At 52.6% G+C, this 12,979-nt stretch carries 13 protein-coding genes; 5 read left to right on the top strand and 8 right to left on the bottom strand.

Going from position 1 to position 12,979, the window contains the following annotated elements:
• Positions 1–11: 11 nt before the first annotated feature.
• A complete protein-coding gene (locus GGR95_RS03795; RefSeq protein WP_184562975.1) occupies positions 12–521 on the bottom strand; it encodes a copper chaperone PCu(A)C in 510 nt (169 codons plus the stop codon).
• A 66-nt stretch (positions 522–587) separates the two neighbouring features.
• Positions 588–944, bottom strand: a complete 357-nt coding sequence (locus GGR95_RS03790; RefSeq protein WP_184562973.1) for a hypothetical protein — start codon at positions 942–944, stop codon at positions 588–590.
• Positions 945–1,115: 171 nt separating this feature from the next.
• Here GGR95_RS03790 and GGR95_RS03785 point away from each other — a divergent pair, with 171 nt between their 5' ends.
• The 5 genes from GGR95_RS03785 (at position 1,116) to GGR95_RS03765 (ending at position 6,507) form a co-directional block, all read left to right on the top strand.
• Positions 1,116–2,258: a helix-turn-helix domain-containing protein gene (locus tag GGR95_RS03785; protein WP_184562971.1), complete on the top strand. Its 1,143-nt coding sequence runs from the start codon at positions 1,116–1,118 to the stop codon at positions 2,256–2,258.
• A gap of 91 nt (positions 2,259–2,349) precedes the next feature.
• Positions 2,350–3,447 carry an efflux RND transporter periplasmic adaptor subunit gene (locus tag GGR95_RS03780; RefSeq protein WP_184562969.1) on the top strand — a complete coding sequence of 366 codons (1,098 nt, stop codon included), beginning with the start codon at positions 2,350–2,352 and terminating at the stop codon, positions 3,445–3,447.
• Between the two features lie 12 nt (positions 3,448–3,459).
• On the top strand, positions 3,460–4,158 hold the full coding sequence (locus GGR95_RS03775) for an ABC transporter ATP-binding protein (RefSeq protein ID WP_184562967.1): 699 nt from the start codon (positions 3,460–3,462) through the stop codon (positions 4,156–4,158).
• Positions 4,159–4,187: 29 nt separating this feature from the next.
• Positions 4,188–5,300 (top strand): ABC transporter permease, encoded by a 1,113-nt coding sequence (locus GGR95_RS03770; RefSeq protein ID WP_246423277.1) that lies wholly within the window; start codon positions 4,188–4,190, stop codon positions 5,298–5,300.
• A 4-nt stretch (positions 5,301–5,304) separates the two neighbouring features.
• Positions 5,305–6,507 carry an ABC transporter permease gene (locus tag GGR95_RS03765; RefSeq protein ID WP_184562963.1) on the top strand — a complete coding sequence of 401 codons (1,203 nt, stop codon included), beginning with the start codon at positions 5,305–5,307 and terminating at the stop codon, positions 6,505–6,507.
• A 248-nt stretch (positions 6,508–6,755) separates the two neighbouring features.
• On the opposite strand, the gene GGR95_RS03760 is transcribed toward GGR95_RS03765, so the two are convergent.
• From GGR95_RS03760 to GGR95_RS03735, 6 genes are all read right to left on the bottom strand, one after another.
• Positions 6,756–7,511 (bottom strand): HAD-IIA family hydrolase, encoded by a 756-nt coding sequence (locus GGR95_RS03760; RefSeq protein WP_184562961.1) that lies wholly within the window; start codon positions 7,509–7,511, stop codon positions 6,756–6,758.
• The gene (locus GGR95_RS03755; RefSeq protein ID WP_246423276.1) at positions 7,508–8,374 is read right to left on the bottom strand and encodes a phosphodiesterase; all 867 of its coding nucleotides are present in this window, start codon (positions 8,372–8,374) and stop codon (positions 7,508–7,510) included. Before GGR95_RS03755 ends, GGR95_RS03760 begins: the two co-directional genes overlap by 4 nt.
• A 60-nt stretch (positions 8,375–8,434) precedes the next feature.
• A complete protein-coding gene (locus tag GGR95_RS03750) occupies positions 8,435–9,688 on the bottom strand; it encodes an extracellular solute-binding protein (protein WP_184562959.1) in 1,254 nt (417 codons plus the stop codon).
• 93 nt (positions 9,689–9,781) lie between these two features.
• Entirely contained in the window at positions 9,782–10,750 is a 969-nt protein-coding gene (locus GGR95_RS03745) for a carbohydrate ABC transporter permease (protein WP_184562957.1), read from the bottom strand.
• Positions 10,747–11,718 (bottom strand): carbohydrate ABC transporter permease, encoded by a 972-nt coding sequence (locus tag GGR95_RS03740; protein WP_184562955.1) that lies wholly within the window; start codon positions 11,716–11,718, stop codon positions 10,747–10,749. Before GGR95_RS03740 ends, GGR95_RS03745 begins: the two co-directional genes overlap by 4 nt.
• 2 nt (positions 11,719–11,720) lie before the next feature.
• Positions 11,721–12,872, bottom strand: coding sequence for an ABC transporter ATP-binding protein (locus tag GGR95_RS03735; RefSeq protein WP_184562953.1), 1,152 nt, complete (start codon positions 12,870–12,872; stop codon positions 11,721–11,723).
• Positions 12,873–12,979: the final 107 nt, after the last annotated feature.

Here is a 12,979-nt window from a genome sequence, read left to right as displayed (position 1 = left end):
TGGCGGTGTGGTTAGTCAGATTTCTTCATATTGGAGTGGTCCATTTTACCGTGATCCATTTCGCCGTGACCATTAGATGAGCGTTCTTCCACGTTGAACTCCACTGCAATCTCGCCTGCTTTTTCAAAGACCAATGTCGCTTTGATCTTTTCACCCAACTCAAAAGGATCGCCGCCCAGTTCCATGAACATGACATGCAGACCGCCCGGCTGGAACATAACAGTTTCGCCTGCGGGGATGTCGACACCTTCTTGTTTGATCATACGTGCAACACCGTTTTCATCGGTTTGCGACAGGTGCAGTTCCACCCGCGGGATGTCGTCGGCACGGATTTCCAACAGTTTGTCCGCGTTATCAGACGTATTTGCGATAGTCATATAGCCGCCGCCGACATTGGCATTTTTAGCCGTTTCAAACGCCATCGGATGCCCGACTGCGATCCCCTCTTTCGTATAATCATGTGCCTGTGCGGCAGTGGCCAAAAGAAAAGTCGCAACGGTAGCTTTAATAAGAGTTTTCATGTGTTTTCCTGTAGATCGCGTCGGGTAACCCGCGCGTGATGTAATATAAGTAAATCGGGCACTACATCACGCGCGCGGTGGCGCGCGTACAGGGGGTGTTGTCTCAGCCGCTGGGGGATGTGAATCTGTCTGACCTACCGTCACCACATCCAGTGGGGTTGGCGCGGACAACGGGCGTAGCAGTTGCGCAAACTGCGGCAGGACCATCCCAGCGCAGATGTTGCAGCTTTCGCAGCCCCCTGCCCGATGACCGCCGAATTCGCCACAAATATCCGACAGTTTGCCACCCATCGAAATAAATTGGGTGAGTTCTGCTGTCACAGGCTCCGCACCGGCACGCTGTACAAAAGGCAAGGCCAGCATCGCCAAAACAAAGGCGGCCAGCACACTATGCCTAAGCAAGATATATAGAGAGCGGATCATGCCTCGCAATTACAGCAGTGCCAACGCCAACGCCAGTACCGTTGCCTGCGACATTCACGTCCATTGCCTGTCGTGGGGTGTCACGGTTCCCTAAGTCAAAGCTTCGGATGCACTTGAACCATTCTACAGCAGTTGCGCTGGCTTGAACGACGGCTTTGAGAACAGACAGCGATGCTGTTCTGGCACGCTTCACCCTATTACTTGCAGAACAATACCTCGATCACGATAAAGGTCGCGAACTTTGGCGGGGCAAGCCATACTTGCCCAGATAATTCATCGTATTTCCAAGGGTTGCCCGTGCTGTTTGTTCCATTTCCATTTATTGTTGCGATCTTGTTACTTGTTTTGCTGCTGGCCGTCGCAAGGCACGGTGATGAAAAGCCTCGCAATTGGCCATTTCTCGCGTTGATTTTCGCAGTTGCTGTGCAATCGTTTTTGTCCGGACTTCGCTGGGGATACGGGGTGGAGGCTATCAAGTATATCTCGCCGACTCTTGCAGCCACAATTCCTGCGCTGGCTTATGCTGGGGTGTCCAAATTGGTCAGGGTACCACGACAGTCATTGGCGCGGCGCAGCGGGTTGAATGCGATTCCGGCTGTGACAATTTTATGCATGACTGTGCTGTGGCGCGACGCTATTGATCCAGCGCTTATCTTGCTGTTTGTTGGATATGCACTGGCGATTATTTTCCTGATACGGCCTGGCACGGATGCGCTGCAGCTTGCGCCCTTTGAAGGTGTGCAGCCTGCATATCGTGCGATCATGTTCGCCGCTGGCGCTCTGCTTTTCACGGCGGCACTGGATGGTTTTGTCTTTCTGGATTTTGTGCGGGCGCGGGGCGCTTATGCAATACCTGCGATTACCGCGGGAAACCTTGCCGGGCTTTTATTTTTGTCGGTTGCGGCGGCTTCGGCAAGTCAAAGCCAGACGCCTACCGAGCCTAAAGGAAGCGAGCAGGAAGTCGACACCAGTGAAGATCGCGAGGTTCTTACAGCATTGCAGGCCATAATGGAGGCGAAACGCATCTACCGTGACCCCGATCTTAACCTTGACCGGCTAGCGCGCAAAACTGGTATAACAGCCCGCCACATATCTTCGGCAATCAACCGCGCCATGGCAAAAAACGTGTCGCAATATGTGAATGAATACCGAATCTCCGAAGCATGTATATTGCTACAGAAAACCGAAAACTCGGTGACAGAGATCATGTTTGATGTGGGGTTTCAGACCAAATCAAACTTCAACCGTGAATTCCGGCGCGTCACAGATATGTCGCCGATTCAATGGCGCGAAACGCACAAAACCCCTGTCTGATACGATGGCCCTCAAGGACTAAATCGTGATCGAGGCCGCCTGAATCCTGTTTTAGGTCTCGCCGCTGATCCGGTTTGTCCATCTTGGCGGTATGAACCAGATAAACCCACATGACCGCAAAATCGCCGAGACCCTCAAATCGCTTTCGTTTGAGCCAGTGGCATCAGCAATAGAAACATCGGGCAAAAAGGCCCGACGCTTCATCATTATTGTCGGCCTGATTTCTTTGGTGGCAATATCAAGCCTGACCGTTATGTTTTGGCCCGAGATTATGACGTCCACAAGATTGGGCGGGCGTGATCCTGCGACCTTGTCTGCCAACGCGGCAGCGACTGAAATCGCGACGCCAGCCGAACAGGTTGCAATCCAAACAAACGAAGGGTCTGCCGTTAGGCGGCTGCCCGTCGCAATGCCACAGGAAATTGCTGGTTCTGGCTATGTGGTCGCGCCGCATTCAATCGCTTTGTTTCCCAAATACGGGGGCATATTGGATGACCTCGCCGTTGAGGTCGGCACGCGGGTTGAAGCTGGCCAGATTGTCGCTGTGCTTGAAGATGCAAAGGCCCGTTTTGCCCTAGAGCAGGCAAGGGCCGCATTGGTTTCGGCAAAACTTACTTTGGCGGGGTATGAAATTGCACAGGCTCAGGCTCAGGCATCGCTTGAGCGTGTCACTGCGCTTGCCGCACGTAATGTCGCCTCTGGTTTACAGGTTGATGAGGCAAACAGCGCCTTGCAAATCGCACAGAACGTAGTGGCGCAAGGCAAGCAAAGCGTTTTGCTTGCAGAACTGGCAATCCGCATCGCCCGTGAACCCGTCGACGCCCTGTCTGTCCGTGCGCCAATCAGCGGCACCGTCACACAATTGAATACAAGTGTCGGTGACAGGGTCCTTGCGAGCAGCGATGCCCAAGGCCTGCTAACGATTACCAATACTAATGCGATGGTCATCGACGCCGATGTGGCCGAGGCAAACATAGCATTACTGCAAACCGGCTTGCGTGGTGAGGCGGTCTTGGATGGCTTCCCCGACACGCCCTTTGCCATTGAGCTGAGCCGCATCGCCCCCGTGGTTTCCGCCGCGAAAGGGACGGTGTCTATTCGACTGCGTTTTGATGCACCGCCGACAGGCATTCGCCCCAACATGGCGGTGCGCATCCGCATTTCCGCCCCCATCCCCGCAACACATTAGGAGAGTGAGACCATGACTAATACCCAACCCTATATTTCCATTCGCCACCTACAAAAGGGCTACAAGATCGGCGGCGAGGCGATCTCTATCTTTGACGGCCTTGATCTGGATATTCCAAATGGCGATTTTGTTGCGATCATGGGACCTTCTGGTTCTGGCAAATCGACGCTGCTGAACATGCTTGCGGGGATTGACCGCCCCGATGCAGGCGAGCTGAGGATTGGCAACAGCTATCTGAACCAGATGGGCGAAGGTGCTCGAGCGTCTTGGCGGGCGCATAACATGGGCATTGTTTTCCAATTCTATAACCTCTTGCCGATGCTGAACGCTGCCGAAAACGTCGAGCTGCCACTACTTCTTAAACCTCTGTCGGCAAAGGATCGACGCGACAGAGTCCGCAAAGTTCTGGATCTGGTCGGCCTGTCAGGTCGCGAACGGCAATATCCGTCGATGATGTCCGGTGGTCAGCAGCAACGCGTTGGGATTGCACGCGCCATTGTCTCAGATCCCGGCCTGTTGCTGTGTGATGAGCCGACCGGTGATCTGGACCGCAAATCTGCGGATGACGTTTTGCAGATGCTGAGGTTTCTCAATCAAGAACTGGGAAAAACCATCATCATGGTCACGCATGATCCCGAGGCTGCAAAATACGCCAAGCGGGTCTTGCACCTCGACAAAGGGAATTTCGTTGAAGAGAAAAGAGCCGCGTGATGACATTTTCCAAACTGGCAAGAAAAAATATGTGGAGAAAGCCACTCCGCACTGTGCTTTTGATCATCTGCGTTGCGGTGGCATTTCTCATTTATGGGCTGACAGCGAGTTTTGTCGCTGGATCACAAGGATCGTCTGCCGCCAGCGAGGATGTCCTTGGGGTCACAAGCGTGGCAGGCCAATCCCAACCGTTGCCGATTGCCTATCTGGGACGGATCACGTCGCAACCGGATGTCGAGACTGTCGGATATATGACCCGTCTGCGTGGTTTTGTTGAAACAGAAAACAACGTCGTTTCAGTCAGCGCGACTGATCCCGCGAGGCTCATGGCCGTCACTGGCCCACAGCTTGGCCTGACGCCAGTTTTGATCGAGGCACTTGGCGGGGCACGCGACCGGTTATTGGTTGGGCGAGCGCTTGCCAATGCCAATGGATGGATTGTTGGCCAGCGTATTACCGTGACGTCTTTTCAGATCGCCAAACAAGACGGCATCCGAAACTGGCGTTTTGAAATAGCAGGCATATTTGAGGGTGAAAGCACCAGTACAGATACCTATTTCGCAATCGCACATTATGATTATGTCAATGCCAGCAGGGCCTTGGCACAAGATACAGTCAGCGCGTTTATTCTGCGTCCCCGTGCGGGCGTCAGTCCCAGTGAACTCGCCGTGCAGATTGACGCGCTCTTTGCGAATTCAGCCACGCCAACACGCACCCAGTCGGAAAAACAGTTTCTCGAAGCCTTTATGCGGCAATATGCGGATGTCGGGATGATCGTAAACCTCGTGACTGGTGCGGCCTTTGTCACGCTGTTGATGATCATCATCAACACGATGATTTTCGCGGTCCGCGAACGACGGTTTGAGATCGGTGTATTGAAAACACTTGGGGTCTCGCGGCGGCGGATCATGATGCTGGTGCTGGCTGAAACGCTATTGGTGTTTATCGTCGGTGGCGGCGTAGGGCTGGCGTTAACCAAACTAGCCACGGTGCTTGCAGGACCTGCAATTGGCCTGACGCTGACGCCAATGATTATCGCCAAAGCCTCCGCCATCATTTTCATTCTGGGAATAGCAACCGGCGCTTTGCCTGCATTCAACGCAATGCGTACACCCATCGTTTCTGCTTTTAGAACAAGGTAATATCATGTCAAATCACATCAAACAGACCTTCATCATGTCGCGTGCAAACCTGTTCAGCCTGCCACGTCGCCTTGCGATTTCAACGTCAATGGTCCTGTCAGTGGCACTGGTCGTCGCGGTACTTGCTGGCTTTTTGGCCATGAGCAAAGGGTTTGAGCAAGCTCTTGAAGGGGCAGGTTCGTCAGATATCGCCGTCGTTCTGGGCGGCGGGACCAATCAAGAAATGGGTTCGGATATTCCAGCGGATGCAATCCGAAATCTGCAAGCCATGAGCGGTGATTTCGGCGTGACACGTGATGCGGCAGGCAGCCTGATTGCATCGCGCGAGATCATTGTCACGATCGGTTTCACCCCTGAAGCAGACACGCTGCCGCGAACATTGGCACTGCGCGGTATGGATGCAAGCGGGCCTTTGATCCGCGACGGCGTTACCCTTTCCGACGGGCGTCTTTTTCGCCCTAGTGCCCGTGAAATTGTGGTCGGTGCGCGCATTGCAGCGGACTTTCCCGGGTTCGAAATCGGTGAAACGGTACGACTGGGGGCGTTAGATTGGACTGTCGTTGGACATTTCGCATCCAATGGAAGTGCATTTGAATCCGAGATTTGGGCCGATCTTGAGACCACACGCGCCGCCTTTGATCGCCAAGGCCAAGTTCAAAGCCTGCGCTTGCGTTTGCACGATGCATCAAGCCTTTCTTCTCTCAATGTTCAGCTCCAAAACATCTCGCAAACACGCCTGCTGGCCGTCTCAGAGGCTAATCTTTACGCCGCTCAGGCGGGGCGCACAGCGGATATTATTCAGCTTTTCGGTTGGCCGCTTGCACTGCTTATGGCCATTGGCGCGACGGCGGGGGCGTTGAACACCATGATGAGTTCAGTTGCCGACCGAACCGTCGAGATAGCCACCCTTCGCGCACTTGGATTTAGCCGTCTGTCGGCCTGTCTGGCAACTTGGTTTGAGGCCATCGCACTGGCTTGTATCGGTGCCGTACTCGGCATTCTAGCCTCATGGCTGGGCTTCAACGGCTGGCAGGCCAGCACCGTGGGCGCCAACAATGCCAGCATTGGATTTCAACTTTCGGTCACAGGCGATGTCATGCTGAACGCCGGCCTGCTTGGCCTTGCAATTGGAGCTCTGGGCGGCGCGATCCCCGCATTTGCCGCAACACGCTTACCATTAACCGCCGCACTGCGTGCATCGGGGTGATAAGGCAGGCTCCTAGTATTGCTGCAACATCCGCTTTCGCAGCCACGCATGTTCAGCGCCTTAGATCTGGCACGGTCCTCTTCACAACATTGCCATTTACTGAATTGGCGGTCGTAGGAGATACGCTCTAGCTAGCCAGACAGGTGGGGCGACGCATAGTTCTTCCGTTTTGGAAATATCCATTCATTGTTTTGAAAGAGAACAGCAACGGAAATTGCAAGCTGTCTAAGAAACTGGTGGCCGTTCAATCATAAGAAATGTTCCAACCAGCGCTGTGTTGTTGCGCCGACAAGTATGGGATGAATGCCAGCGGCACGTGCGGCTAACGCATCTGTTTTCGGGTTGTCACCGATCATGACAGCTTGATCTGCATCGACTTGCCCCAAGGCCCTCAACAGCAACCTCGGCATCGGCTTGCCGATACGGATAACCTGACTGGGAGCATGACATTTTTCCAGCAGATGTAACAGCGCCCCGCTTTCGATGGCCGGCCCGTTTTCACCAGGATGAGTGATATCGTCATTAGCCAAAATAACTGGGCAGCCTTTGACAATATGCAACAGAGCCGCCTCAAGACGTCCAAGCGTTAGTTCCGTATCACGGCAAATTATTATTGCACGCGGCTGATCAGCGCAGTGGACAAGACCTATTGCAGCGGCGGCAGCCTGCATTTGAGAATTGGCCAAAAGAAACATCGGACCCGGGCCAAAATGATCTACCGACCAAGCCAAAGTCTCCTCCCCTGCCAGAAAAAATTGATCCGTATGCAGGTTCAAATCAAGGGAACTCAGACGCGCTTGCAAGCTCACTTTTGTGTCCGTCGAGTTGTTTGAAACCAGCACCAGCTTATCGGCGAAGCGCCTAACAAACTCATGCCCGCCGGGCAGAACGCGGGAGCCCGAAATCAGGCACCCATCGATATCGCACAGAATTTTCTGGGCAGATTGGACGCGCGTTTTATCTTGCCGACTTCCTACATCTGAATGAATCTCGGGTTCGTTCATAGATCTGTAAAACCTTCATGTCGCATGTTCAGTTGGTAGCTTACGTTGTCCACGCCTTCAGGCGCACCAAGCGAAAACCGTGGCGACGCTTCGGCAAACTCAAACATATGTGCAACCACAAGGTCATCTGAAAGAAGAACCACACCGTATGCGGGTTGCGCTAGGTCACCTGGTACATTGTTGGCTTCCGGATTTAGGTCTAACGCCACCTGATGGTTCAACCCGCGCATACACGAAAAGGAAACACCCCTCCAATTGCCAAAGATGGCGCGATGAACATGGCCAAAAAAGAGATGTTGTATACGGTGTTTATGTGGCTCAATCACTGCATGAAACACATCAGCGTCTTGCATCATGATGTTGTCCATCGCCTTGATACCAACTGGAAACGGAGGGTGGTGCATAAACAACAAAACCGGCTCTTCTGATTGCTCAAGCTGCTGTTTGAGCCAAGACAATCGTTCAGCACAATATGCTCCTGCGTGAGTGCCCTGCTTTTTAGTATCAATACAGATGGCTTTGTGGTGCGGGGTGTCAAAAGTGAACTGGACAAATCCTGCCGGATCACGTGGGGCATCAGGGAAAGTCGCAGCAAAAGCAACACCATCGTCGTGGTTGCCAACCATCAGATGCACTGGCATCGGTAACCGATGGATTTCACGCGCAAACGCGTCATATGCATCGGCATCGCCCCAATGAGTCATGTCACCAGTCACAACAACGAAAGCCGCGTCAGCGTGATCTGAAATAATACTATCCACTGCGCGGGCAAGACGACGCGCGGGATTGGCGCCATACAACAGCCGGTCGCCACCGATTACATGGGTGTCTGTCAAGTTGATGAATTTCAATGGATTTGTCATAGTTCTAACCTTTGATGAGAAAAGCGCCGAACCCTTGACGGGGTTCGGCGCAAAGTTGGTTTAGTTGGCAGGCAAAAGATCGTTGACCTGTTCAACCATCTCTTCTTGCAACTCTTCCATATCATCGGCCTCACCGGTGGCGATCATTTCCAGGCTGTCATAGATCACCTGCGTGATAGCTAAACCATTCGCCCCAGGGTACGCTTGCCAGTCGCTAAGTAGCGGCAATTGATCAACAGCTGTTCTCTTGTTTGGGTTCTGGCCATAGAAGTCAGCCAAGATGATGTCATTGGCGGCTTGGTTTGGCGGCATGTAGCCTGTTGTTTTGGCGACTTCTGCGGCACCTTCGCCCGATGTAATAAAGGTGAGCCAAGTCCATGCCGCAGCCAGAACTTCTGGATCTTCGGATGTGGAGGTTAGCATTGCAGCATTGCCGCCAGCGGGGAGACCTTTGGGCGTCCCAACTAAGCCAGGGAATGCCGCAGTGGAGAAGTTGAAATCGCTCTTGGCACGTTCAACCCGCCCCACTGAAGAAGTCGACGAGAAGAACATTGGCAAGTCACCCGCCGAAAATGATGCAACCGCTTGATCTGGAGTCAGGTTTTTCATCTCACAACCGTCAACGATGGATTTTATCGTCTTGAGAGCGATGAGTGCTTCAGGGCTATCCAACGTCAAGCGGTCGTTTTCAACAGTAGGTTTGCCTTGGGTCCACATCAAGGACTGCAAGAACCAATTACCCGTGATTGCCCAGTTCCAGTAAACTGGATTGTTAGACCCGCTTGCGATCAATTTCTTGCATACGCCAATCATTTCATCCCATGTTTTTGGCGTTTCCGTCACTCCGGCCTGCGCCAGTGCATCCATGTTGTAATATCCAACGGGCAGAGACACCGCGAAAGGCAAGCCATAAACTTCGCCATCAAACGTCGACAGCTTAAGCATTGCAGCATGATACCCATCGGTTTCGAAGTTTGCTTCCTTGTTGATGAAAGGTGTGAGTGAACGAGCGATGCCTTTTTCAACTAGGATCTGCTGACGGTTCAGGCCCTGCATGGTGACATCAGGCAAGTTACCCGAAATTGACTCTCGCAGGATCGTGTTGGTGCCATCCTCATATTGTTCATATGCAGAGCGGAACTTCACCTCAATGTTCGGATACTGCTCCTTGAATTTCGGGACTATTGCATCAAACGTCACATCAAAAGAAGATGCATATGGATAGGCGAATTCGATGGTGACGGGCTCTTGGGCCAGTGCGATCTGCGTCGTGACAGCTGCCATTGCAACAGCGCCGAGGGTGGTACGGATCATTTGTCTGTCTCCAGTTTGCAAAATGCTCTGGCAAGGGTGAATTGACACCAGAGCTGTTGTTCCGGCGATGCCGGATTGGGAAAGGCCAATTGGCTATTTCATGCCGCTTAGCGTTATGCCTTCGATGAATTTTTTCTGGGCCAGTAGGAAAGCGACGATCAGAGGTGTCACTATCACGGTGGCCGTGGCCATCATCGGGCCATAAAGGCTTCCGTCGATGTCAGCTTTGAATTCACGCAACCCAAGCGGCGGAGTGAAAAGGCTGCGATCCCCAGTAACGACCATGCGGGGCCAGAAATAATCGTTCCAATGCGCAACCACACTAAAGATCGCAAAAGCCATCAGCGCCGGCACAGCCGTAGGCAACATGACACGCCAGACGATGTTGAGTTCTCCCATCCCGTCCATTCGCGCGGCATCGATGAGTTCGTCCGGAACGGTCATGAAGAATTGCCGCATTAAGAAAATGCCGAAAACCGAAATGGTCCAAGGGATGATCAGCGCCGCGTATGTGTTGATCAAGCCCAACTTCGCGAGGCCGATATAAAGAGGCAAAGCGATTGCATGAACAGGGATCAAAAGGCAAAAAAGGACCAAACCAAAGACTGTTTCGCGCCCCCAGAATTTCAGCTTTGAGAGGGCATAAGCCGCGGGTAATGCCACGATGACCTGCAACAAAAAGATTGATCCTGTAACAATCAACCCGTTCAACAAATAGCGCATTAAAGGCGCTTCTTTGAAGGCGCTTCTATAGTTAAAGATGGCAGGGCGGACCTTGCAATCCTCGCGCACTTTTTCAAGCAAGGCCCCGAGGATATCGCTATCACTAAGGCTGGGGTAATCCGTGCGGGCAGCTTCGACATCTACACGGTCTGGCGTGTTGCTACCGACACAGCGCTCATCAATCATCAGGGCTTGTGACCCCATAAACCCGCCAATGCCACGTTCGATTTCGGCAGGAGATTTAAGCGAGTAGCTAACCATTTGGTAGAAGGGGACGATAACAATGAACGCCCCAAGTAGTAGTAAGGCATGTTTGAAAAATTCGCCAATACGTGTCATGAGTAATGTACCTTACGTTCTGTCAATCGCCGTTGGATGAGGGTGATGATCATCACAAAAACCAGGAATAGCATTGTGATCGCAGAGCCAATCCCGATGAGATTTTGCTTGATGCCTTTTTCATAGATCGCAAACATCATCATGTAGGCGGACTTTGAAGGCCCGCCGCCCTGCGGGAATAGGGCTTCGACAGTGTCAAATACCTGAAAAGAACGGATGCAAGTAATAGTGACCACGAAAACGGTTGTTGGTCCGAGAGCCGGCCAAGTCACCAAGCGAAAGCGTTCCCAAGCGCTACGTGCCCCATCCATTTCAGCAGCGTTATATAAATCACGCGGCACACCTGTTAGCCCTGCAAGGTAGAGGACCATATTAAAGCCAAACCCTTGCCAGATGCCGATAAAGCAAACGACCCAAAGAGCATAATCTTTGTCACCCAGCCACAATGGCATCCCATTGGCGCAGCCATTCGCCAGCCATGGCCAAAGGCTCTCAATCACAGTGCCGCAGCCCAATTCTAATGTGCGGTTAACGATCCCGATGGTAGGATGCAGCATCAATTCCCACACGATTGCCATGGCCAAAAGTGTCGCCATCACTGGTAGAAAATAGATAGTTTTGTAGATTTCTTTCCCGCGTGCCAGTGAGTTAATCAACAGCGCGGCCCCCAAGCCAAGGCCCACCGAAAGCGGGACGACAACAGCAACGTATGTGAAGGTTGCCCAGAGCATTTTCTCATAGGAGGATCGCGTAAAGAGCTTTTCGTAGTTATCGAAACCCACCCAGTTTACCTCTGGGGCGGCCAGCGAATAATCAGTGAAGCTCAGGACAAAGGCGCTCAGGACTGGCACGAGCAAAATCACCACCATTAGGGCCAGTGCGGGTGCAGTTAAAAGCCAAGCAGTACTTTTGTGAGAACGCGTACGGCGGCGGGTGTGATTTTGGGGCAAAGTTTCTACAACGGCCATTTTCAAACCGCCTCTGCAAGTTGCTTTGCCGGGACAACCTGACGAATACGTTTGCCATTGGCATCAAAAAACAAAGCAGCATTGGGATCAAAATTCATACCGACATGCAGGTCAGGTTTCAGCGCTTCATATTTGGCGGGGTCTGCCCTGATGACCAGTCTCACCCCCAAATCTTCAATCACTATTTGCGCAAAAAGCTCTGAGCCGAGGTGTTCCAAATGAACGACACGTCCTTTCAACATAGGATCAACCATCGAAAGCGTCAGCATTTCGGGTCGCAGAGCCATTTGAAGCGGCCCGCGAAGGCTACCTGCCAAAAGTGGCAATGACCGCCCCATCAACGACAAGCGACCTTCATCGCCAGCCTCAACAGGTAGAACGTTGATTTTGGGTGAGCCGATGAACTCGGCTACTCGGAGATCATTAGGGTCAGAGTATACAATTTGAGGCGGCGCACATTGTAAGATCTCCCCGCCCATCATGACCGCAATCCGGTCAGACATCGTCATTGCTTCTACCTGATCGTGGGTCACATAGATAAACGTAGCGCCTAGTTTTCGATGCAGTTCGGCAATCTCGGTACGCGTGTGAACACGCAATTTTGCATCAAGGTTCGAGAGCGGCTCATCTAAGAGAAAGGCAGCAGGTTTACGTACGAGAGCGCGGCCAAGCGCAACACGCTGACGTTGACCTCCAGAAAGTTCCCCCGGCTTCCGCTTGAGAAGTGCTTCAATCTCGAGGGTTTGGGCCGCTTCCATGACAGCGGCGGTGATTTCCTGCGTCCGCGCCTTGGCCCCTGACATAAAACGCCCCACCAACGGCAGGCGCTGCCAACCATTCAAGTTTCGCATCTGCAATGGTACCGCAATGTTCTCTGCTACGCTTAGGTGCGGATATAGGGCGTATGACTGAAAAACCATCGACAGGTTGCGATCCGAAGCACGGATGCCTGAAACAGGTTCATTGTTGATGGAAATGCTTCCTTCGCTTTCCTCCTCAAGCCCTGCGATAATGCGCAATAAGGTCGACTTGCCGCAACCAGAAGGCCCCACCAGAGAGACAAATTCACCATCGGCAATGTTGAGCTCAATGCCCTTCAATATTTGAACATCGCCAAAGGCCTTATGCAAACCTTTGATTGATACTTCGGCCATATGCCATCCCCAGAAAATTGTGATTCGAGGGATGTATAGAATGTGAATGTGCGATACAGGTGACGCGATATAAGTTTTGATTATGGGTATGGTAGCGAAATCATCAC

Origin of the sequence: Sulfitobacter undariae (assembly GCF_014196805.1) — a bacterium.
Lineage (GTDB): Bacteria > Pseudomonadota > Alphaproteobacteria > Rhodobacterales > Rhodobacteraceae > Sulfitobacter > Sulfitobacter undariae.
The sequence above is the reverse complement of the archived record's forward strand: the minus strand, read 5'-3'. Positions and strand labels throughout refer to the sequence as shown.

Coding starts and splice junctions, on each gene's coding strand:
- GGR95_RS03795 (WP_184562975.1), bottom strand. CDS start 521: ATGAAAACTCTTATTAAAGCTACCGTTGCGACTTTTCTTTTGGCCACT.
- GGR95_RS03790 (WP_184562973.1), bottom strand. CDS start 944: ATGATCCGCTCTCTATATATCTTGCTTAGGCATAGTGTGCTGGCCGCC.
- GGR95_RS03785 (WP_184562971.1), top strand. CDS start 1,116: ATGCTGTTCTGGCACGCTTCACCCTATTACTTGCAGAACAATACCTCG.
- GGR95_RS03780 (WP_184562969.1), top strand. CDS start 2,350: ATGAACCAGATAAACCCACATGACCGCAAAATCGCCGAGACCCTCAAA.
- GGR95_RS03775 (WP_184562967.1), top strand. CDS start 3,460: ATGACTAATACCCAACCCTATATTTCCATTCGCCACCTACAAAAGGGC.
- GGR95_RS03770 (WP_246423277.1), top strand. CDS start 4,188: ATGTGGAGAAAGCCACTCCGCACTGTGCTTTTGATCATCTGCGTTGCG.
- GGR95_RS03765 (WP_184562963.1), top strand. CDS start 5,305: ATGTCAAATCACATCAAACAGACCTTCATCATGTCGCGTGCAAACCTG.
- GGR95_RS03760 (WP_184562961.1), bottom strand. CDS start 7,511: ATGAACGAACCCGAGATTCATTCAGATGTAGGAAGTCGGCAAGATAAA.
- GGR95_RS03755 (WP_246423276.1), bottom strand. CDS start 8,374: ATGACAAATCCATTGAAATTCATCAACTTGACAGACACCCATGTAATC.
- GGR95_RS03750 (WP_184562959.1), bottom strand. CDS start 9,688: ATGATCCGTACCACCCTCGGCGCTGTTGCAATGGCAGCTGTCACGACG.
- GGR95_RS03745 (WP_184562957.1), bottom strand. CDS start 10,750: ATGACACGTATTGGCGAATTTTTCAAACATGCCTTACTACTACTTGGG.
- GGR95_RS03740 (WP_184562955.1), bottom strand. CDS start 11,718: ATGGCCGTTGTAGAAACTTTGCCCCAAAATCACACCCGCCGCCGTACG.
- GGR95_RS03735 (WP_184562953.1), bottom strand. CDS start 12,872: ATGGCCGAAGTATCAATCAAAGGTTTGCATAAGGCCTTTGGCGATGTT.